Origin of the sequence: Nocardioides furvisabuli, assembly GCF_021083185.1 — a bacterium.
Classification (GTDB): Bacteria; Actinomycetota; Actinomycetes; order Propionibacteriales; family Nocardioidaceae; genus Nocardioides; species Nocardioides furvisabuli.
On sequence record NZ_JAIGQB010000013.1, the window covers coordinates 32447 to 52256 of the forward strand.

The window sequence follows — 19810 nt, forward strand, 5'->3', positions numbered from 1 at the left end:
ACCCCTCGTCCGACCCGCCGGAGCCATCATGCGTCGCCTGCCCCGTACGTTCCTCGCCGCCGCGACGCTCGTCCTCGCCGCGCCCCTGGCGACCATGGTGCCCGCCGGCGCCGCGGACCAGCCGGCGCCCCGCTCGGCCTCGCAGCGCCAGGTCGCGCTGGCCACGCCCGGTGACTTCACCGGCTACGGCTTCGACCAGTGCGTCGCGCCGACGCAGAAGGCGATGAACACGTGGTGGAGGAAGTCGCCCTTCTCCGCCGTCGGCATCTACATCTCCGGCGACTCGCGCGCCTGCCGCACCCAGCCCAACCTCAGTCCCACCTGGGTCGCCACCCAGGTCGCCCGCGGCTGGCGGCTGCTGCCCATCGCCCTGGGCCCGCAGGCCTCCTGCCAGCCGCGGTTCCCCCGCTACGCCGACGACTTCCGGATCAGCGCCACCCCCACCGGCGGCTACGCCAGGGCGGCCCAGCAGGGCGCGACCGAGGCCGACAAGAACGCCGCCGACGCGACGGCGTACGGCATCGGACCCGGCAGCACGATCTGGTACGACCTCGAGGGCTTCGACCTCACCAACACCCACTGCCGCGAGTCGGCGCTCGTCTTCACCAGCGCCTGGGTGAGCCGGATCAAGGCGCTCGGCTACGTCGCCGGCTTCTACTCCAGCGCCAGCTCAGGCATCAAGATGCTCGACGACGCCCGCACGAAGCGCCCGGGCCAGTTCGCCCTGCCGGACCGCATCTGGATCGCGCGCTGGGACGGCGTCCCCAACACCTCGACCACCTACATCCCCGAGGACGGCTGGCGTCCCGGCGGCCGGATGAAGCAGTACCTCGGCGGCCACAACGAGACGTGGGGCGGCGTCACGATCAACATCGACAGCAACTTCATCGACCTCGGCGCCGGCTCCGTGCCCGTGCCCGAGGGCCGCTGCCCCGGCACCCGGCTGGGGTTCTGGAAGTACCCGACCCTCACGCCCTCGACCGCCCAGCCCACCCGGGTCAAGGTGCTCCAGTGCCTGCTCACCGAGCAGGGCACCTACGCCGGACCGGTCAACGGCTCCTACGACGCAGCGACCGTCGCGGCGGCGCGCGCCTGGCAGGCGAAGCGGAAGTTCACCCCCACCGACACCTTCGAGAAGCGGCACTGGACGGCGCTGCTCTCCGCCGGTGCACGTACGACGGTCAAGCGCGGCTCGGTCGGCGAGTCGGTCCACCGCCTCCAGCGCGCGCTCAATGCCGCCGGGGCCGGACGCTTCCGGGCCAGCGGCGTCGTGGACGCCAAGACCGAGGCGGCGCTGCGGGCCTACCAGCGACGCCTGCGCATCCCCGTCTCGGGCGTCGCGACGCGCCAGACCTGGAACAAGCTGCAGCAGGGTCGCTGAGACCGCTCAGGCGGGCGGGCCGATGACCAGCGCCACGCCGGTGAGACCGGCGACGGCCACCAGGCCGACGAGCAGGCCCTGCGCCGGTCGGCGCAGGAGCCACGCCGTGACCCGCTCGACCGGACCGGCCGGGTGCTCGCTCCGCAGCCGCCAGTGCTGGCCGAGGAGCCCCGTGCGCTCGGCGTACCTCTCGAAACCGATCGTGGCGAACGGCGGCACCGCAGCCACCAGGCCCAGCGTCAGGCGACCCAGCGACCACCTCTGGTCGACCGCGACGAGCACCGCGGCCAGGCAGTAGGCGACGAAGACGACGCCGTGGACCATGCCGAAGACCTGCACACCGAGCTCGGTGGTCTCGGTGACGTACTTCAAGAACATCCCCGTCAGCAGCAGCGCCCAGGTGACGGCCTCGGCGAACGCTGCGGTGCGGAAGAGGCGGTGCGGGGTGCTCATGCGAACGCGCGCTCGACGAGCGAGGTGAAGAACCCGAGCCCGTCCGTGCCGGGACCGGTGAGGTCCTCGACCGCGTGCTCGGGGTGGGGCATCAGGCCGACGACGTTGCCGCGCTCGTTGGAGATGCCGGCGATGTCGCGCAGCGAGCCGTTGGGGTTGTCGTCGAGGTAGCGCGCCACGACCAGGCCCTCCCCCTCGAGCCGGTCGAGGGTGGGCTCGTCGGCGACGAAGCCGCCCTCGCCGTTCTTGAGCACGATCGTGACCTCGGCACCGGCGGCGTACGCCGACGTCCACGGGGTGTCGACGCGCTCGATGCGCAGGCGCTGGTCGCGGCAGACGAACTTGCGGTGGTCGTTGCGGATGAGCGCACCGGGGAGCAGGTGCGACTCGCAGAGGATCTGGAAGCCGTTGCAGATGCCGAGCACCGGCATGCCCGCTCCGGCGGCCTCGACCACCGAGGTCATCACCGGCGCGAAGCGGGAGATGGCACCGCAGCGGAGGTAGTCGCCGTAGGAGAACCCGCCCGGCAGGACGACCGCGTCCACGCCCTTCAGGTCCTCGTCGCCGTGCCACAGCGCGACCGCCTCGTTGCCGCCGATGGAGACCGCGCGGCGGGCGTCGACGTCGTCGAGCGAGCCGGGGAAGGTGACGACGCCGACCTTCATGCGCGACCGGCCTCGTGGGCCACCTCGGACACGGAGTGGTCCTCGACGTGGACCTCGTAGTCCTCGATCACCGGGTTGGACAGCAGCGTCTCCGCGACCTTGTCGATCTCCGCGAGCACCGCGTCGGTGATCTCGCCGTCGACCTGGAGCTCGAACCGCTTGCCCTGGCGGACATCGGTGACGAGGTCGAAGCCGAGGCGGGGCAGCGCACCGAGCACCGCCTTGCCCTGGGGGTCGAGGATCTCGGGCTTGGGCATGACGTCGACGACGACTCGGGCCACGGGGTGCTCCTGAGGACAGGGTGGAGGCGGGCGAGCCCGATTCTAGTGAGCCGCCGCGCGGGCGCACCCGGCGGGCACCAGGGTGGACGGACACGGCTGGCCAGGGCGCTGGGGAACGACCTGCGGGCCCAGACCGGCTGCGCCTCTGCAGATCGTTCCCCACCTCACTCCAGCGAGCGGTAGTGCTCGAGCATGAGCGCCTCGAAGGCCTCCTCGTCCTCGTCCGGCAGCGGCGGAGCGGGGACGAAGGCTCCCAGCCGCCACCGGCGCTGGTCCTCGCGCAGCCACAGCGCTCTCCCACGGGCCGAGGACATCCGCTCGCGCCAGACGCGCTCGGAGTCGCCGGCGACGAGGACGAACCCCTCCAGCCCGACGCCCCGCAGCGCATCCGCCCGCGCCTCGTCGCGCCGCTGGCGCTCGCGGCTGCGGTGGGATGCGCCGTTGTACTCGCCGTAGGTCCCGGACTCGGGCTCCAGCAGGTCGACCACGGCGATCACCCGGCCGGACAGGTCCAGCACCTGACGATTCATGAGCGGTCGGGGAAACCCGACGTCGGACTCCCAGACCTGCAGCATCTCGGACTCGCGGGGGGACCGGCACTCCGCACAGGCCCGCTCGAGGGCGTACGCCGCCGCCGCGGGCAGGCGTCGCACCGCGGCCACCTGACGCACCCCTTCGAGGTCGACGACGCCGGCTGCGAGCGCCATGTCGACCATCACCCCGGCAGCGCGAGTGGACGTCGCTCTGCTGAGCTCGTGCAGCAACGCGAGGTCACCGGGCGTACACGGCACGCCGTGCCTCACGACCGGTTCGGGCAGCCGCCCCCGCGTGCGCTCGACCAGGACCCCCGGTCCACGGATACGTGACGTGTGCGGCAGCAGCACCGGAACCGGCCGCGGGGTCCGTCCGGCGAGGCCGTCGTAGTAGGCGGCACCGGCCAGCCGGAGCGCGGCCCAGCCCGTGACCACCCCGCCTTCGGGGAGGCGCACCGCTGCCTCGAGGATGCGTTGCTCGACCGTCTGCGGCACATGTGCGGGGACCACGAGGCCGTGGCTGCTGGTGCGCCACGACGGACCAGCCGCGGTGCCGCGGCGTGGCCCGGAGTCCCCGTCGGGATCGACGCGCACCGGACGCACCAGTCCGACCGGCGCAGGGCAGGAGGGATGGAAGTCTGTCACTGAGAGCACCTGCCCCGCCGTGGGTCGGCGTATGCGCACGTCCCCGCGGCTGTGGACGACCGGCTGGGGAACCAGGTGCAGGCCGGACGAGCCCCGCGGCCTGCGGCCTGCGAAGGGTTCCCCGGTCGGCGACGTCAGGCGACGGCGTACGTCACTCGCGCCGGCGCGCCGCCACGATCACCAGCGCGACCCCGAAGCCGGCGAGCACCGGGCCGACGGCGGCCCAGATCGTCTGGTCGGTCATCACGCTGCCCTCGATGTAGCCGAGCCCCTGGAAGGTCCAGATCGCGCCCACGACCACCATCAGCGCGCCCAGCGCGATGCCGAGGGCGCGCATCAGGTGAGCTCGCGCTTGAGGATCTTGCCCGTCGCGGTCATGGGCAGCTGGTCGACGAACTGAACGATGCGGGGGTACTTGTAGGCAGCCATCTGCTCCTTGCCCCAGGCGACGAGCTCGTCCTCGGTGACCGTGGCGCCGTCCTTGCGGATCACGACGGCCTTGACCTCCTCGCCGTGGCTGTCGTGGGGCACGCCGATGACGGCGGCGAGCGAGACGTCGGGGTGGGTCAGGAGGACCTCCTCGATCTCGCGCGGGTAGACGTTGAAGCCGCCGCGGATGATCATGTCCTTGGACCGGTCGACGATGTAGTACCAGCCGTCGGCGTCCTTGCGGCCCAGGTCGCCGGAGCGGAACCAGCCGTCGACGATCGCCTCGGCGGTCGCATCGGGTCGGCCGTAGTAGCCCTTCATGATGTTCGGGCCCTTGATCGCGATCTCGCCGACCGCGTCCTCGGCGTCCTCGAGGTCCTCACGCACGCCCGGCTCGGGGTTGATGAGCTTCATCTCGACGCCCGTGATCGGCCTGCCGATGGAGCCGACGCGGGCCGGCTCGCCCCAGACCGAGAAGCTGGCCACGGGCGAGGTCTCGGACAGGCCGTAGCCCTCGAGGATGGTCACGCCGAAGCGGCGCTCGAACTCCTTGTGCACCTCGACCGGCAGCGCGGACCCGCCTGCCGCCGCGACGCGCAGGGTGTCGGCGAGCTTCTTCACGTCGACGCCGGAGTCGTCGAGCGCTCCGAGCAGTCCCCAGTACATCGTCGGGACGCCGGCGAAGAAGGTGACGTCCTCCTTGTCCATCAGCGCCAGCGCCGGGCCGGCCTCGAAACGGGGCAGCAGCACGACGGTGCCGCCGAAGGCGAAGCCGGCGTTCATGATCACGGTCTGGCCGAAGGAGTGGAAGAGCGGCAGCACGCACAGCAGCGTGTCGGGGTTGGCGGCGTCGGCACCGAAGATCGACTCGCCCGCGAGCGCGTTGGAGATCATGTTGCGGTGCATCAGCTCCGCGCCCTTGGGCTGGCCGGTGGTGCCCGAGGTGTAGAGGATGACGGCGGTGTCGTCCTCGTCCACCTCGCGGGTCTCGAAGGCCGGGGACTGGCCCTGCAGCGCCTGGCCCAGCGTCTGGACGCCCTCGATCGGCGACTCTGCGGCCGGGTCCGCGGTGATCAGGAAGAAGTGCTCGCACGCGTCGGTCTGCTCGAAGCCCGCGTGACCCTCGGCGCCGATCGCCAGGTCGGGGGTGCCCTCGAAGCAGAAGTAGGCCTTCGCGTCGCTGTCGTCGAGGTGGTAGGCCACCTCGCGGCCCTTGAGGAGCACGTTGAGCGGCACGACGCTCGCCCCGGCCTTGAGGATGCCGTAGTAGACGATCGGGAAGTACGGCAGGTTCGGGCAGCTCAGCGCCACCTTGTCGCCCGGCTCGATGCCGCGCGAGACCAGCAGGTTCGCGACCTGGTTGGCGGCGCCGTCCACCTGGGCATAGGTGAGTCGCGTGTCGCCCAGCACGACCGCCGTACGGTCCGGGTGGGCCTGGGCAGAGCCTTCGAGCAGCGAGGAGAGGTTCGACATGCGGCCAACCTACTCAGCGGTCGTGACGGCCGTCACCCGTCGTCTCGCCGGCGGGCGATGATCCGTCCCGCCTTGCGCAGGTCGGCGGCGATCGCCGCCGATCCCAGCAGCCCGGCAGCGACGGCGGGGACCGCCCACGCACCGCGTCCCTCGACCGTCCCGTCCGCCTGCACCCGGCAGCCGCCGGTCACGTCGGTGAAGTGCAGCGTCAGCGTCGCGCTCACCCCGCGCCAGGTCCCGCGCTCGGTCCAGACCCGGAACGGCACGAGCTCGGTGGTCTCCATGTGGGGGCGTACACCGACCGAGGTGGTCTCTCGCCAGGCCTGGCCGAGGTGGGGCTCCTCGTCCGCAGGAACCTCGACCGAGCGCAGGGACGACTGCCACTCGGGCCGGTTGCGCGGGTCGCACAGGTAGCGGAAGGCCGCCTCCGCCGTCACTGGGAGCTCGACGGTGGCGGAGATCGCCCGGGTGCTCAGAACGACTCCCCGGTCAGGAGCTCGTAGGCCTCGACGTACCTCGCCCGGGTGCGCTCGACGACCGCCCCGGGCAGGGGCGGCGGCGCCTCGCCCGACGAGCGGTCCCATCCGGACTCCTCGGTGAGCCAGTCGCGCACGATCTGCTTGTCGTACGACGCCTGGGCGCGGCCCGGCTGCCAGTCGGCTGCCGGCCAGAAGCGCGAGCTGTCGGGGGTGAGGACCTCGTCGGCGAGGATCGTGGTGCCGTCAACGCGCCGGCCGAACTCGAGCTTGGTGTCGGCCAGGATGATGCCGCGCTCGAGCGCTTGGGCGTGCGCCTTGCCGTAGACCTCCATGGTCAGCATCCGCAGCTCCGCGGCTGCGTCGTCGCCGATGGTCTCGACCACGGACTCGTAGTCGACGTTCTCGTCGTGCTCGCCGAGCTCGGCCTTGGTCGCCGGGGTGAAGATCGGCTCCGGCAGTCGGCTGCCGTCCTGCAACCCGGCGGGCAGCGCGATGCCGCAGACCGCGCCGGTGCGGTGGTAGTCGAGCAGGCCCGAGCCGGTCAGGTAGCCGCGCGCCACGCACTCGACCGGGAACATCTCCAGCTCCTCGCAGATGACCGCGCGACCGGCGACGGAGGCAGGGACGTCGGTCGACACGACGTGGTTGCCGACGAGCCCGGCGAGCCGGTCGAACCACCACAGCGACATCCGCGTCAGGATCTCGCCCTTGTCCGGGATCGTGGAGTCCAGGACGAAGTCGTAGGCCGAGATGCGGTCGCTGGCGACCATGAGCAGCCGGCCGGCGTGCTCGCCGGCGTCGATGCGGTAGAGGTCGCGGACCTTCCCGGAGTGGACGTGGGTGGTGCCCTCGATCGCAGGGGCTTCGGGGATCTTCAGGTCGGCCACGCGGCCAGCCTAGTGCGCGTAGAAGTCCTCGACGCGGGGCCTGCTCGCGAGTCGGTCGTGCCACCAGCCCGCGACGAGGCCGACCAGGACCGAGGTGACGACCATCCAGAGCAGACGATCGAAGCCTCCTCCGAGCAGCACCAACAGCAGCACCGCCACTGCCGCGTGGGTCAGTCCTCCGGCGAGGCGTGCGGCGCGTCTGGTGCGGAAGTCCCTGGCGCCGCCGACGACGAGAGTGAGCACCACCCCGACGAGGAGTCCGCACACAAGGCCGGCGGTGGCGTGGGCGAGGGCGAAGGCCACGCTGCGGATGACGTACCTGAAGAGCGGCAGGGTGAGCCCGTCACCGCCACTCTGGACCGACACAGTCAGCACGGCCACCCATACCAGGGTGAAGCCGTAGACGCCGCCGACCACTGCGCTGAACAGCCACATCATCATCCAGCGTGCGTCTCGTCGGCCACGCCCGGCGTCGGCCACATCACCATCCCCCATGGCGCGAGACCCTAGCGGTGCAGCCACCACGCCATCCGGCGCGTGATCCACGGCAGGAACACGTAGGTCATCAGCGGGGTCATCACCGTGGTCACCAGGACGACGCGCGCCACCAGCGCCCAGTCGGCGATGGTCTGCGACGCCACGGCGTTGGCGGCCAGGCTGAGCGGGAGGAAGACGAGGTAGATGACGATCATCTGCTTCCACCGCGGCGGCGCCGTCGGAGCGGCGCTCAGCAGCTCGACCGACGCCGGCTCGTCGAACCATCCCTCGATGCCCGTACGCCGTTCACGGCGCGACTCCACGACGTCGCCGGCGGCCGCCTCGAGCCACCACGCGCGCTGGGGGGAGGCCTCCCAGGCAGCCAGCGCCTCGGCGTCGGCGAAGCGGTAGAGCATGTGCCAGTCGGCCGAGTCCGCGCTCGGCCGGACCCAGCCCGAGCCGAGGAACCCGTCGAACTTCTCCGCCATCGACGTCCCCGCCTGCATCCAGGCGAGCATCTGGGTGGTGTGCGACGGGTCGACGTGACGGGTGACGGACACGGTGACGGGGGCGCTCATGGTGACCATGATCGGGCGCGGCGGCATGCGGTGCGAAGCCGACGGCGACGAGATCCCGGCCACGTCGGATCGGTCGGTCTGCCCTGTCAGTAGCCGACGTCGAAGGAGGTCGCGCCCGACGGCGCCGCGTCGCGGACGGCCACGTCGGTGACCCTCGCCATCGAAGGTCCGGTGCGGCACCATGCCACGAGCGCGTCGACGGCGTCGTCGTCACCCTCGGCATGCAGCAGCACCGAGCCGTCCGGCTCGTTGCGCACCCAGCCGGCCACGCCGAGCCGCTGCGCCTGCTCCTGGGTGCACCACCGGAACGACACGCCCTGCACCCGTCCGGTGACCCGCGCCTGGACTGCCTTCACGAGGGACATCCTGCCCCGACGCGTGGGGGCGGGTGCAAGGCTTTCGGCCGTGAGCCAGGACGAGCAGCAGCGCACCGCGCGCGCCGGGGCGGCCGGCGAGACGGCGTACGAGCCCGACCCGCGGCGCTGGCGGGTGCTCGCGGTGTCGCTCGTGGTCGGCTTCATGTCGCTGCTCGACGTCACGATCGTCAACGTCGCGGTCCCCTCGATCCGCGCCGGCCTCGACACCAGCGCCGCCACGATCCAGTGGGTCGTCTCGGGCTACGCGCTCGCCTTCGGGATGACGCTCGTGGCGGGAGGTCGACTCGGCGACGCCCACGGCCGGCGCCGGATGATGACGATCGGGCTGCTCGGCTTCATCCTCTCCAGCCTCGCGGTCGGGCTGGCGCCCAACGCGGCTTCGATCGTCGTCGCCCGGCTCGTCCAGGGCGCCAGCGCGGGGCTGCTGACGCCCCAGAACTCCGGCCTGATCCAGCAGCTCTTCCGCGGCGAGGAGCGGGGTCGTGCCTTCGGGATGTTCGGCTTCACCGTGGCCGTCGCGTCCGCCGCAGGTCCCCTGATCGGCGGGGCGCTCATCGCCGTTCTCGGCGAGGAGAACGGCTGGCGCTCGCTCTTCCTCATCAACGTCCCGATCGGCCTGGTCGCGCTGGTGCTGATCCGTCGCCTCGTGCCCGACAACGACTCCGGCGCTGCGGCCGAGAAAGACCCGCGTGTCGACCTGGTGGGCGCGCTGCTGCTGGGGCTCGCGGTGCTGTCGGTCCTCTACCCGCTGATCAGCCTCGAGGGCGGGGCCAGCCTGCCGCTGCTCGGCCTGCTCGCCTTCCCGGTGCTGGCGTGGGCGTTCGTGCGGTGGGAGCGCGAGACCGTACGCCGGGAGCGGCCGCCGCTGCTCGACGTCTCGCTGCTGCGCGGACTGCCCGGCTACGCCAACGGGCTGCTGGTCGGCACCCTCTACTTCACCGGCTTCACCGGCATCTTCCTCGTGCTGTCGGTGCACCTGCAGGAGGGCGAGGGGTTCTCCCCGCTCGGGGCGGCGCTGCTGATGACGCCCTTCGCGGTCGGGGCGGCGACCACCTCACCGCTCGCGGGCCGGCTCGTGGCCCGGATCGGGCGCCGCGTCACGCTGCTCGCGCTCGGCGTGATGATGACGGGCACGGCCCTCGCCGCCGCGCTGGTGACCCAGCCGGCCGACCGGCTGTGGTGGACGCTCGCGCCGGCGATGTTCCTCGCCGGCATCGGGGGCGGTGGTGTCATCTCCCCCAACTTCACCCTCACCCTCGCCGAGGTCCCGCCGCGGATGGGCGGCGCCGCCGGTGGCGCCCTGCAGACCGGCCAGCGGATCGGGTCCGCGCTCGGCGCAGCCCTGCTGATGACGGTCTACCTCGCGGTCGACTCCGTCGCGTCCGCGCCGGTGGCCGCCCGGGCGGCGCTCCTCGCGGCGCTCGTGGTGCTGTCCGCCGCCCTCGCCGCCGCCGTACGGTCCTGGCGGCGCGGGGACTAGAGGGCGGGCGGGCGGTCTTTCGGGATCCCCGGCTGGCCGGGGATCCCAGAGGTTGTCAGGGCATGCACGACCCGACAACCTGCGGGAGAGCCTGACAACCTCGGCCCGCCGGTCAGAGGATGGCGCCCGGCACGTACGCCGCTGCGTCGGGGTGGCGGGCCGCGAGCGCCTCGACCCGGGCGACGACCGCACGGGTCTGGGCCACGGCAGCCCCGGTGAACTCGATCGGGTCGGCGACGAGCGCCTCGATCTGCTCGCGGGTCAGGCCCAGCCGCTCGTCGGCGGCGAGCTTGGCGAACACGTCGTTGTCGGCCTGCCCCGCGCGCATCGCCAGCGCAGTCCCGACAGCGGCCTCCTTGATCGCCTCGTGGGCCGCCTCGCGCCCGACGCCGTTGCGGACCGCGGCCATGAGCACCTTGGTCGTGGTGAGGAACGGGAGGTAGCGGTCGAGCTCGCGCTGGATGACGGCCGGGAAGGCGCCGAACTCATCGAGCACGGTGAGGAAGGTCTGGAAGAGCCCGTCGGTGGCGAAGAACGCGTCGGGCAGCGCGACGCGGCGCACGACCGAGCAGGAGACGTCGCCCTCGTTCCACTGGTCGCCGGCGAGCTCGCTGACCATCGACAGGTGGCCGCGCAGGATCACCGCGAGACCGTTCACCCGCTCGCACGAGCGGGTGTTCATCTTGTGCGGCATCGCCGACGAGCCGACCTGGCCCTCCTTGAAGCCCTCGGTGACCAGCTCGTGGCCGGCCATCAGGCGCACGGTGGTCGCGAGGTTGGAGGGACCACTGACGAGCTGCACCAGCGCGGCGACGACGTCGAAGTCGAGCGAGCGGGGATAGACCTGGCCGACGCTGGTCAGGGTCTGCTCGAAGCCGAGGTGGGAGGCGACCCGCTGCTCGAGGTCGTCGAGCAAGGCGTCGTCGCCGTCGAGCAGGTCGAGCATGTCCTGGGAGGTGCCCATCGGGCCCTTGATGCCACGCAGGGGGTAGCGCGCGAGCAGCTCCTCGATCCGCTGCACACCGATGAGCATCTCGTCGGCGATGCTCGCGAAGCGCTTGCCGAGCGTGGTGGCCTGGGCGGCGACGTTGTGCGAGCGGCCGGCCATGACCGTCGCCTCGTGCTCGGCGGCGAGCCGGCCGAGGCGGACCAGCGCGGCGACGGCGCGGTCGCGCACCACCTCGAGCGAGCGGCGTACCTGCAGCTGCTCGACGTTCTCGGTGAGGTCGCGCGAGGTCATGCCCTTGTGGATGTGCTCGTGACCGGCCAGCGCCGAGAACTCCTCGATGCGGGCCTTCACGTCGTGGCGGGTGACCCGCTCACGGGCGGCGATCGAGTCGAGGTCGACCGTGTCCACGACCGACTCGTAGGCCTCGACGACGCCGTCGGGCACGTCGATCCCGAGGTCGCGCTGGGCCTCGAGCACCGCGATCCAGAGCTGCCGCTCCAGGACGATCTTGTGCTCTGGCGACCAGATCTCGGCGAGGTCGGCTCCGGCGTAGCGGGTGGCCAGGACGTTGGGGACGCTCACGGGCAGTCATCCTCCCACCTGCCGGGCACGACCGGTCCCCGGACCTCAGCCACGGGACGCGGCACCCTCGACGACGCCGAGCGGCTCCGCGGCGATGTCGCGACGCCACTGCGCGCCCGGGAAGCTGATCGAGGAGATGCCCTCGTACGCCTTCGCGCGAGCGTCGGCGACGTCCGAGCCGGTCGCACGCACGGCGAGCACCCGGCCGCCGGCCGTCACCAGTCCGGCGTCGGTCCGCGCGGTGCCGGCGTGGATGACGTCGACGTCGGTCTCGACGGCCAGGGTCTCGGTGCCGACGATCACGTCGCCGGTGCTCGACCCCTCGGGGTATCCCGCGCTGGCCATGACGACCGAGACCGCGGCGCCGTCGGCGAAGGTCGGCGCCGGCACGGTCGACAGGTCGCCGTCGGCCGCGGCGCGGAGCAGGGTGCCGAACGGCGAGGTCAGCAGCGCGAGCACGGGCTGGACGTCGGGGTCGCCGAAGCGGCAGTTGAACTCGATGACCTTCGGGCCCGAGGCGGTCAGCGCGAGGCCGACGTAGAGGCAGCCGACGAAGGGTGCGCCGCGCTGCTGCATCTCGGCAAGCGTCGGTCCGACGACCTCGGCCATCACGGTGTCGACGATGCCGTCGGGCAGCCACGTCAGCGGGGCGTAGGACCCCATGCCGCCCGTGTTGGGGCCGCGGCCGCCGTCGAAGATGCGCTTGAAGTCCTGGGCCGGCAGCAGCGGGCGGCCGACGGTGCCGTCGCAGACGACGAAGAGCGAGAACTCGGGACCGTCGAGGAACTCCTCGACGACGACCCGGTCACAGCCCGCCGCGTGGGCCAGCGCCTCGGCGCGGTCGGTGGTGACCGCCACGCCCTTGCCCGCGGCGAGCGCGTCGTCCTTCACGACGTACGGCGCTCCGAAGGCGTCCAGCGCCGCGGCGACCTCCTCGGGCGTGGTGCACGTGCGCGATCCGGCGGTCGGCACGCCCGCGGCCGCCATGACCTCCTTGGAGAAGGTCTTCGACCCCTCGAGCAGGGCCGCGGCACGGGACGGGCCGAAGACGGCGATGCCCGCGTCGCGCACGTCGTCGGCGACGCCCGCGACCAGCGGGGCCTCCGGGCCGACGACCACCAGGTCCGCGCCGATCGACGTCGCGAGCGCAGCGACGGCCGTCCCGTCCATCAGGTCGACGGGGTGGAGCGCGGCGACCTCGCCGATGCCCGGGTTGCCGGGGGCGGCGTGCACCTCCGTCACCGCCGCGTCGTGGGACAGGGCCAGGGCCAGCGCGTGCTCGCGTCCGCCGGTGCCGACGACGAGGACCCTCACCCGTGCACCACCACGGTCTGCTCCCGACCGGGCCCGACGCCGACGCCCCAGATCTTCGCGCCGGAGATCTCCTCGAGCGCCCGGACGTAGGCCTGCGCGTTGGCGGGCAGGTCCTCGAAGCTGCGGCACCCGGAGATGTCGCTCCTCCAGCCGTCGAAGTACTCGTAGACCGGCTTCGCGTGGTGGAACTCGGTCTGCGTCATCGGCATCTCCTCGACCCGCTTGCCGTCGATCTCGTAGGCCACGCAGACCGGGATCCGGTCCCACGCACCGAGGATGTCGAGCTTGGTGAGGAAGAACTCGGTGAGGCCGTTGACCCGGCTCGCGTAGCGCGCGACGACCGCGTCGTACCAGCCGCAGCGGCGGGTGCGCCCGGTCGAGACGCCGATCTCGCCGCCGAGCTTCTGGAGCTGGACGCCGTCCTCGTCGAAGAGCTCGGTCGGGAAGGGACCGGCGCCGACACGCGTCGTGTAGGCCTTGATGACCCCGATGACGCGGTCGATGCGGGTCGGACCGACCCCCGCGCCGACACAGACGCCACCGGCGACGGGGTTGGAGGACGTCACGAACGGATAGGTGCCGTGGTCGACGTCGAGCATGGTGGCCTGGGCACCCTCGAAGAGCACCGTCTGCGCGGCGTCGAGCGCCTGGTTGAGCAGGAGCGAGGTGTCGCACACCATCGGCTGCAGCCGCTCGGCGTAGGACAGCAGCTCCTCCACGACGACGTCGACCTCGATGGCGCGCCGGTTGTAGACCTTGGTCAGCAGGTGGTTGCGCACGTCGAGCGCCGCCTCCACCTTCTGGGTGAGGATCTTCTCGTCGAAGAGGTCCGCGATGCGTACGCCGACCCGGTTGATCTTGTCGGCGTAGGCAGGGCCGATGCCGCGCCCGGTGGTGCCGATCTGGTTCTTGCCGAGGAAGCGCTCGGTGACCTTGTCGATCGTCGCGTGATAGCTGGCGATGACGTGGGCGTTGGCGCTCACCTTGAGGTCGGCGACCTCCACCCCGCGGGCGACGAGACCGTCGAGCTCACGGAACAGCGCCTCCGGCGAGACGACCACGCCACCGGCGATCACCGAGGTGGCGCCCCGCGTCAGGATGCCGCTGGGCAGCAGGTGGGTGGCGTACTTCTCGCCGTTGATCACGATCGTGTGACCGGCGTTGTGGCCGCCGCTGGTGCGGACCACGAAGTCGATCGGGTCGGTGGTGGCGAGCAGGTCGGTGGCCTTGCCCTTGCCCTCGTCGCCCCACTGGGCGCCGAGCACGACGATTGCGGGCATCTCAGCCCTCCTCTGTCTTCCGGCAGAAATGAAAACAGCCCCGGCACAAGGCATCGGGGCTCTTGCGGAGCCACGCTACCGCACCTCGGACTCGTCGCCGTGGACTAGTGTCCGCCTCGTGCGCTCACTCCTCGTCATCACCAACGCCGATGCCGGGACCTCCGACGAGGAGCGCCTGGCCGTGGCCCTCGCCATCCTGCGCGAGGACGCCTCCGTCGAGGTCGCCAAGACCTCCAACCCGGGTGAGCTCGACGGCGTGCTGCACCGCGCCGGCGGCCGCACCGTGGTCGTCGCCGGTGGCGACGGGAGCATGCACGCGGTGGTGAAGGCCCTCCACAAGCGCCACGAGCTGGCCGAGACCACCCTGGCCCTGCTGCCGATGGGCACCGGCAACGACTTCGCCCGCGGCAACCGGATCCCCCTCGAGATCGAGGACGCCGCCCGCCTGGTGCTGAGCGGGGAGGCCCGCGAGGTCGACCTGCTCGTCGACGAGGTCGGCAACATCGTGGTCAACAACGTCCACGTCGGCGTCGGCGCCCAGGCCAGCCGCAAGGGCGCGAGGTGGAAGACCCGTCTGGGGTCGGCCGGCGTGGGCAAGGTCAACCTCGGCAAGCTCGGCTACCCGATCGGTGCCGCGCTGTCGGCCTTCCATCCGCCGAGCTGGCGGATGCGCGTCGAGATCGACGGCAAGGTCGTCAACGACGTCGACCGCCCGGTCCTGATGGTGGCCATCGGCAACGGCGGCAACGTCGGCGGCGGCACCGAGCTCAACCCCGACGCCGACACCGAGGACGGGCGCCTCGACGTGATGATCAGCCGCGCCGTGACCCCGCTCGCCAAGCTCGGCTACGTCGCTCGCCTGCGCACCGGTGACCACGACGAGCGCGACGACGTGGTGACCCTGCGCGGGAGCACGGTCAAGGTCAGCGGCGACGAGTTCTGGCTGGCGGCCGACGGCGAGATATCGGGCCCGGAGCGCAGCCGGAGCTGGCGCCTCGAGCCCGCGGCGTACCGCCTCATCCTGCCGGCCTGACGCTCCCGGCACGGCTCAGAGCCAGCCGCGGCGCACGGCCTCCACCCCTGCCTGGAAGCGCGTGTCGACGCCGAGGTCGGTCATCAGCGCCGAGATCCGGCGACGCACCGTGCGCAGGCCGATCCCGAGCTTGCGGGCGATCACCTCGTCGGTGGCCCCCGCCATCAGCTGCTCGAGGAGGAACCGGCGCTCGTCGGGGCTCCCCTGGCCCGACTCCAGCTCGGGGACGGGTGCGGCGCGCGACCACAGGAGCTCGAACCAGAGCGTGAGCGCCGAGACCACCGAGCGCTGCCGCACGTGCACGCGCGGCTCGTCGGCGTAGCCGAGCGGCTCGGGGAGCACGGCGTGTGCATCACCGAGGATGAACATCCTGGTCGGCACCTCCGACATCACCCGCACCTGCTCGCCGAGCTGGGCGCGCGTGCGCAGAGCGTCCGGCGCCTCGGTGAGGGCCCGGACGGGGTAGATCGCCCGCGAGCGGCGTCCCGTCGCCATCGCCTCGGCGAGGACCGTGCTCACCCGCGCCTCGCGCGGCATCGCCCACGCGTCGGGCCGCAGCCAGAGCATGTCGCCGCGGCTGGTGCGGAGCATCAGCTGGAGCAGCTCGAGCGGGTTGCCGCCCGAGCTCAGCTCCCCGTCGAGCGGACGGATCTCGGTGAGGTCGTTCTCGTCGGGCCGCGTGGCGGCGGCGACCAGGTGCGGCACCGCGCTCGCCAGCTCACCCAGCCGCGCCGCGGAGGTCGCAGCCTGCTGCGACTCCTTGCGCACCAGCTCGGACAGCACCTCCACGAGAGGGGGTACGACGAGGCGCTCGCCGTCGAGGGCCACCAGCCCGCGCTCCTGCAGCGGCCTCAAGGCGCGCAGCAGGCCCTCGGGCGGCTCCTGCACCAGGCGAGCGACGCCGACCAGGGTGTGGCCCGAGACCGGGACGAGGCGGAAGTAGAGCTGCTCGGCGTCGCGGGTGAGCCCGAGCGCCGCAAGCACGGAGGAGGGGTCGCCGGCCATGCTGGCAGTTTAGTGCCAGCGGCACTCGCGAACCATGTGGCAGCGACCGGCCACTCCATAATGAGGCGACCAGTCGCGTGCGGGGGTGTGCGGCGAGGTCAGCTCCTCGGGAGCACAGCGTCGGAGTCGCTTCGGGGGACGACTCCGGCGCTGCCCGTGTCCACCGATAGCCTTGGCGCCATGGCACGAGGTGGACGACAGGGACAGGGTGAGCCGATCGACTGGGTGACGCGCGCGGCGGACGACGCCGTACGCCACGCCGGCGAGGGCAACCTGGTGACGGTCGCCTCGGGCGCCTCGCCGAGCGGTCCGATCCACCTGGGCAACCTGCGGGAGTTCATCACCCCCCACTTCGTCGCCGAGGAGCTGCGCCGACGCGGCGTGCCGGTGCGCCACCTCCACTCGTGGGACGACTTCGACCGCTTCCGCAAGGTCCCCGCCGGGGTGCCGGCCGAGTGGGCCGACCACATCGGGCGCCCCCTCACCGCGGTGCCCGACCCGTGGGAGTGCCACGCGAGCTGGGCCGAGCACTTCAAGGCCCCCCTGCAGGACGCGCTGCGCGAGCTCGGCGTGGAGATGGAAGAGATCTCCCAGACCGAGATGTACACCTCCGGCGCCTACCGCCGGCAGGTCCTCGAGGCCGTGGCGCGCCGCGACGACATCGAGGCGGTGCTCGCCCGGCACCGCACCAAGAAGGTGAGCGCCGGCGACGACGCCTCCGCGCAGGAGGCCGCCGACCTCGCGGACTCGGTCGCCAACGAGGACGCCGACGAGGCGACGACCTCTCCCGACTCCTCCCCCGACTCGATCGTCCGTTTCCCCTACCGGCCCTACTGCCGCGAGTGCGGGCGCGACACCGTCACCACCACGGCGTACGACGAGGCCACCACGACGCTGTCCTACACCTGCGCCTCCTGCGGCCACGACGGCACCACCGACCTGTCGAGCGACAACGACGGCAAGCTCGTGTGGAAGGTCGACTGGCCGATGCGCTGGGCCTACGAGAAGGTCAACTTCGAGCCGGCCGGTCGCGACCACATGACCCCCGGGTCGTCCTACACCGTCGGCACCGAGATCGCGCCCTCGATCTTCGACTGGCGCGCGCCCGCCCGCGTGATCTACGCCTTCGTCGGGTTCGCCGGGGTGCAGAAGATGTCGTCGTCGGCCGGCGGCGTGCCCACCGCGACCGACGCGCTGCGCATCCTCGAGGCACCGATGCTGCGCTGGCTCTACGTCCGCCGCGCCCCGACCCAGGCCTTCGACATCGACTTCGGTCCGGCCATCGTGCGGCTCTACGACGAGTGGGACGCGCTCGGCCGCAAGGCTGCGGAGAAGTCGGACGTCGCGACCCTCGCCTGGCACCGCGCCTGCGAGACGGCGTCCGCCGGCCGGCTGCCCACCCCGGCCGTCCCCGTGCCGTTCCGCACCCTGTCCTCGGTCGCCGACGTGACCGCGGGCTCGGCCGAGCTCATCTCTCGGATCGTGGAGTCCTCGGGCTTCCCGCACGACTCGGTCGCCGACCTCGAGCCGCGGCTGTCCAAGGCCATGCAGTGGACGGTCGAGCACGTGCCCGCCGACGAGCGCACCACGGTGCGCGAGACGCCGGACACCGAGCGCCTGGCCAGGTTGTCCGAGGACGAGGAGCTGTGGCTGCGGATCTTCCTCGACCGGCTCCCCGAGGACGGCGACCTCGACGCGGTCACCTCGGTCGTCTACGGCGTGCCGAAGGTCGCCCGCGGGCTCGGCTTCGAGGACGCGCCGACGCATGAGGTGAAGGCGGACCAGAAGGACTTCTTCCGGCTGCTCTACCACCTCCTCGTCGACGCCGACCGCGGTCCGCGCCTGCCGACGCTGGTGCTGGCGCTGGGACCGGCGAAGGTGCGCCGGCTGCTCGGCGCCTGAGCCGTTTCACCTCGAGCACATTCCGAAAGTCAGGCCGGGCCTGACGAGCCGGTGGTGGGATGCCGACATCCCAACCACACGGAGGAAATCCATGCTCAACAACGCGCTCGGCACCGTTCGCCGCGGCATCCCCACCATCGTCATCGCCGGCGCCCTCGTCGTGGCCTCGGCCACGAGCGGTGCCACTGCTGCCCTCGTCATCACCGGCAAGCAGATCAAGGACAACACGGTCACGACGAAGGACATCAAGAACGGCACCCTGTCGACGAGGGACATGTCGTCGTCGACGCTCTCCTCGCTCAAGGGCGCCACCGGTCCCGCCGGGGCCCCGGGAGCCGCTGGTGCGCCGGGCGTCTCGGGCTACCAGATCGTCACCGCGTCTGCCGTCATCCCGGCCGACGACGGCGGTGAGGTCGTCGCCAACTGCCCGCCCGGCAAGAAGGTGCTCAGCGCCGCCGGCGAGCTCGCCGGGGCCTACACCGGAACAGCGGTCAGCATCGACCTCAGCGCGACGTCGGCGACGGCGTACGCCGCGAACTACTACGACACCGCCGACACCCTGACGATCGACGTCGTCTGCGCCGTCGTCGGCTGACCGACCGTTCCGACGCCCCGGTGGGCCGGTCAGCTGCGGAAGCTGACCGGCTCGCCGAGGTAACGCTCGAGGTCGGCGCGCACGGCGTCGCTGATCGCCCACGCCGACTGCGCCGCGTGGTCCCACAGGACGTTGACGCACTCCCACACCGCCGCCGGGGCGCCACCCGCCTCGACCCGCAGCTCCGCGGCGACCGTGAACGACGACCGGCCGACCCGCGTCACCCAGAGCGAGGCCAGGAACGGCTGGTAGGGGACGAACCGCATCTCACCGTGGTACTCGATGGTCTGCGACGCGACCAGCTCCGAGACCCCGTCCGGCGTGCCGTGCAGCAGGCCGGTCGCCCCCTCGGGCAGGCCCGGCAGGTGCGCGAAGCGCAGGAACTCGTAGCGCGCCTCGTCGAGCACGCGCACGGCCTCGACGTTGTCGACGTGCCCGGCGAGGTTGATGTCGCGGTAGCGCGCCTGGATCTCGGTGGTGAAGGTCTGGGCCATGACCGAAGTGTGTCGGACGCCCGCCTAGGGTTGGGCCATGACCTCCGGACCCTTCGGCGGCGACCTGATGGCCGGTCCCCCGCCCACCCACCTTCCCGCCGACCCCGCCGACGCCGAGCTGGCCGGCGGCGAGGCCCCCGCCGCGGTCGTACGCCGCCACCCGGAGTCGCCCGCCGCCTGGGCCGCGATGGCCGCCGAGGCCCAGCAGGCCGGCGCCGACGACGTCACCGTCTACGCCTACGCCCGCGTCGGCTACCACCGCTCACTCGACCGGCTGCGACGCAACGGCTGGAAGGGCCACGGACCCGTGCCGTGGGAGCACGAGCCCAACCGCGGCTTCCTGCGCTCGCTCGCCCTGCTCGCGACGGCTGCGCGCGCCATCGGCGAGACGCCCGAGTGGGAGCGCTGCTCCACCTTCCTCCGCGAATCCAGCCCGGCGGCGGCGGACGAGCTCCTCTGACCGCTCGTCGCGGCAGATCGACCGCTGGTCGAGCCACCCCGACGGAGGGGTGACGCGC

Annotated in this window: 22 protein-coding genes; 6 read left to right on the forward strand and 16 right to left on the reverse strand. The window is 72.2% G+C overall.

Features of this window, described 5'->3' with window-relative positions:
- Positions 1-28 precede the first annotated feature (28 nt).
- Positions 29-1381, forward strand: a complete 1353-nt coding sequence (locus K4G59_RS18770; RefSeq protein WP_231252588.1) for a glycoside hydrolase domain-containing protein — start codon at positions 29-31, stop codon at positions 1379-1381.
- Positions 1382-1387: 6 nt separating this feature from the next.
- On the opposite strand, the gene K4G59_RS18775 is transcribed toward K4G59_RS18770, so the two are convergent.
- The 11 genes from K4G59_RS18775 to K4G59_RS18825 all read right to left on the reverse strand — a co-directional run bounded on the left by K4G59_RS18775 (position 1388) and on the right by K4G59_RS18825 (position 8637).
- Positions 1388-1834 carry a DUF3817 domain-containing protein gene (locus tag K4G59_RS18775; RefSeq protein ID WP_231252589.1) on the reverse strand — a complete coding sequence of 149 codons (447 nt, stop codon included), beginning with the start codon at positions 1832-1834 and terminating at the stop codon, positions 1388-1390.
- A complete protein-coding gene (purQ, locus tag K4G59_RS18780) occupies positions 1831-2499 on the reverse strand; it encodes a phosphoribosylformylglycinamidine synthase subunit PurQ (protein WP_231252590.1) in 669 nt (222 codons plus the stop codon). The genes K4G59_RS18775 and purQ overlap by 4 nt, the downstream gene beginning before the upstream one ends.
- Positions 2496-2780 carry a phosphoribosylformylglycinamidine synthase subunit PurS gene (purS, locus tag K4G59_RS18785; RefSeq protein WP_207082949.1) on the reverse strand — a complete coding sequence of 95 codons (285 nt, stop codon included), beginning with the start codon at positions 2778-2780 and terminating at the stop codon, positions 2496-2498. Before purS ends, purQ begins: the two co-directional genes overlap by 4 nt.
- Positions 2781-2944: 164 nt before the next feature.
- Positions 2945-3958 (reverse strand): hypothetical protein, encoded by a 1014-nt coding sequence (locus K4G59_RS18790; RefSeq protein WP_231252591.1) that lies wholly within the window; start codon positions 3956-3958, stop codon positions 2945-2947.
- A 151-nt stretch (positions 3959-4109) separates the two neighbouring features.
- Entirely contained in the window at positions 4110-4295 is a 186-nt protein-coding gene (locus K4G59_RS18795) for a hypothetical protein (RefSeq protein WP_231252592.1), read from the reverse strand.
- On the reverse strand, positions 4295-5860 hold the full coding sequence (locus K4G59_RS18800) for a long-chain-fatty-acid--CoA ligase (RefSeq protein WP_231252593.1): 1566 nt from the start codon (positions 5858-5860) through the stop codon (positions 4295-4297). Before K4G59_RS18800 ends, K4G59_RS18795 begins: the two co-directional genes overlap by 1 nt.
- Positions 5861-5892: 32 nt before the next feature.
- Positions 5893-6444: an SRPBCC family protein gene (locus K4G59_RS18805; protein ID WP_269210433.1), complete on the reverse strand. Its 552-nt coding sequence runs from the start codon at positions 6442-6444 to the stop codon at positions 5893-5895.
- Positions 6333-7226: a phosphoribosylaminoimidazolesuccinocarboxamide synthase gene (locus K4G59_RS18810; RefSeq protein WP_231252595.1), complete on the reverse strand. Its 894-nt coding sequence runs from the start codon at positions 7224-7226 to the stop codon at positions 6333-6335. Before K4G59_RS18810 ends, K4G59_RS18805 begins: the two co-directional genes overlap by 112 nt.
- 9 nt (positions 7227-7235) lie before the next feature.
- Entirely contained in the window at positions 7236-7721 is a 486-nt protein-coding gene (locus K4G59_RS18815) for a hypothetical protein (RefSeq protein ID WP_231252596.1), read from the reverse strand.
- A gap of 11 nt (positions 7722-7732) precedes the next feature.
- Entirely contained in the window at positions 7733-8281 is a 549-nt protein-coding gene (locus K4G59_RS18820) for an antibiotic biosynthesis monooxygenase (RefSeq protein ID WP_231252597.1), read from the reverse strand.
- Between the two features lie 86 nt (positions 8282-8367).
- Positions 8368-8637 carry an acylphosphatase gene (locus tag K4G59_RS18825; protein WP_231252598.1) on the reverse strand — a complete coding sequence of 90 codons (270 nt, stop codon included), beginning with the start codon at positions 8635-8637 and terminating at the stop codon, positions 8368-8370.
- 49 nt (positions 8638-8686) lie between these two features.
- On the opposite strand from K4G59_RS18825, the gene K4G59_RS18830 reads away from it, so the two are divergent.
- On the forward strand, positions 8687-10138 hold the full coding sequence (locus tag K4G59_RS18830) for an MFS transporter (protein WP_231252599.1): 1452 nt from the start codon (positions 8687-8689) through the stop codon (positions 10136-10138).
- Positions 10139-10250: 112 nt separating this feature from the next.
- On the opposite strand, the gene purB is transcribed toward K4G59_RS18830, so the two are convergent.
- The 3 genes from purB to K4G59_RS18845 are packed head-to-tail and all read right to left on the reverse strand — an operon-like array spanning position 10251 to position 14263.
- Positions 10251-11669 carry an adenylosuccinate lyase gene (gene purB / locus K4G59_RS18835; RefSeq protein ID WP_231252600.1) on the reverse strand — a complete coding sequence of 473 codons (1419 nt, stop codon included), beginning with the start codon at positions 11667-11669 and terminating at the stop codon, positions 10251-10253.
- A 45-nt stretch (positions 11670-11714) separates the two neighbouring features.
- Complete coding sequence (gene purD, locus K4G59_RS18840) at positions 11715-12983, reverse strand: phosphoribosylamine--glycine ligase (RefSeq protein ID WP_231252601.1); 1269 nt, start codon at positions 12981-12983, stop codon at positions 11715-11717.
- Positions 12980-14263 (reverse strand): adenylosuccinate synthase, encoded by a 1284-nt coding sequence (locus K4G59_RS18845; RefSeq protein WP_231252602.1) that lies wholly within the window; start codon positions 14261-14263, stop codon positions 12980-12982. The genes purD and K4G59_RS18845 overlap by 4 nt, the downstream gene beginning before the upstream one ends.
- Positions 14264-14381: 118 nt before the next feature.
- On the opposite strand from K4G59_RS18845, the gene K4G59_RS18850 reads away from it, so the two are divergent.
- Entirely contained in the window at positions 14382-15296 is a 915-nt protein-coding gene (locus K4G59_RS18850; protein ID WP_231252603.1) for a diacylglycerol/lipid kinase family protein, read from the forward strand.
- A gap of 15 nt (positions 15297-15311) precedes the next feature.
- Here K4G59_RS18850 and K4G59_RS18855 read toward each other — a convergent pair whose 3' ends face one another.
- A complete protein-coding gene (locus K4G59_RS18855; RefSeq protein ID WP_231252604.1) occupies positions 15312-16301 on the reverse strand; it encodes a helix-turn-helix transcriptional regulator in 990 nt (329 codons plus the stop codon).
- Between the two features lie 180 nt (positions 16302-16481).
- Here K4G59_RS18855 and lysS point away from each other — a divergent pair, with 180 nt between their 5' ends.
- Complete coding sequence (lysS, locus tag K4G59_RS18860) at positions 16482-18203, forward strand: lysine--tRNA ligase (RefSeq protein WP_231252605.1); 1722 nt, start codon at positions 16482-16484, stop codon at positions 18201-18203.
- Positions 18204-18294: 91 nt separating this feature from the next.
- Entirely contained in the window at positions 18295-18798 is a 504-nt protein-coding gene (locus K4G59_RS18865; protein ID WP_231252606.1) for a hypothetical protein, read from the forward strand.
- A 29-nt stretch (positions 18799-18827) separates the two neighbouring features.
- Here the strand turns inward: K4G59_RS18865 and K4G59_RS18870 are convergent, their stop codons facing one another.
- Positions 18828-19292: an acyl-CoA thioesterase gene (locus tag K4G59_RS18870; RefSeq protein WP_231252607.1), complete on the reverse strand. Its 465-nt coding sequence runs from the start codon at positions 19290-19292 to the stop codon at positions 18828-18830.
- 37 nt (positions 19293-19329) lie between these two features.
- Here K4G59_RS18870 and K4G59_RS18875 point away from each other — a divergent pair, with 37 nt between their 5' ends.
- Positions 19330-19752 carry a DUF3151 domain-containing protein gene (locus K4G59_RS18875; RefSeq protein WP_231252608.1) on the forward strand — a complete coding sequence of 141 codons (423 nt, stop codon included), beginning with the start codon at positions 19330-19332 and terminating at the stop codon, positions 19750-19752.
- Positions 19753-19810 lie beyond the last annotated feature (58 nt).

Coding starts and splice junctions, on each gene's coding strand:
- K4G59_RS18770 (WP_231252588.1), top strand. CDS start 29: ATGCGTCGCCTGCCCCGTACGTTCCTCGCCGCCGCGACGCTCGTCCTC.
- K4G59_RS18775 (WP_231252589.1), bottom strand. CDS start 1,834: ATGAGCACCCCGCACCGCCTCTTCCGCACCGCAGCGTTCGCCGAGGCC.
- purQ (WP_231252590.1), bottom strand. CDS start 2,499: ATGAAGGTCGGCGTCGTCACCTTCCCCGGCTCGCTCGACGACGTCGAC.
- K4G59_RS18795 (WP_231252592.1), bottom strand. CDS start 4,295: ATGCGCGCCCTCGGCATCGCGCTGGGCGCGCTGATGGTGGTCGTGGGC.
- K4G59_RS18800 (WP_231252593.1), bottom strand. CDS start 5,860: ATGTCGAACCTCTCCTCGCTGCTCGAAGGCTCTGCCCAGGCCCACCCG.
- K4G59_RS18805 (WP_269210433.1), bottom strand. CDS start 6,444: ATGGGACCGCTCGTCGGGCGAGGCGCCGCCGCCCCTGCCCGGGGCGGT.
- K4G59_RS18815 (WP_231252596.1), bottom strand. CDS start 7,721: ATGGGGGATGGTGATGTGGCCGACGCCGGGCGTGGCCGACGAGACGCA.
- K4G59_RS18820 (WP_231252597.1), bottom strand. CDS start 8,281: ATGAGCGCCCCCGTCACCGTGTCCGTCACCCGTCACGTCGACCCGTCG.
- K4G59_RS18845 (WP_231252602.1), bottom strand. CDS start 14,263: ATGCCCGCAATCGTCGTGCTCGGCGCCCAGTGGGGCGACGAGGGCAAG.
- K4G59_RS18855 (WP_231252604.1), bottom strand. CDS start 16,301: ATGGCCGGCGACCCCTCCTCCGTGCTTGCGGCGCTCGGGCTCACCCGC.
- lysS (WP_231252605.1), top strand. CDS start 16,482: ATGGCACGAGGTGGACGACAGGGACAGGGTGAGCCGATCGACTGGGTG.
- K4G59_RS18865 (WP_231252606.1), top strand. CDS start 18,295: ATGCTCAACAACGCGCTCGGCACCGTTCGCCGCGGCATCCCCACCATC.
- K4G59_RS18870 (WP_231252607.1), bottom strand. CDS start 19,292: ATGGCCCAGACCTTCACCACCGAGATCCAGGCGCGCTACCGCGACATC.
- K4G59_RS18875 (WP_231252608.1), top strand. CDS start 19,330: ATGACCTCCGGACCCTTCGGCGGCGACCTGATGGCCGGTCCCCCGCCC.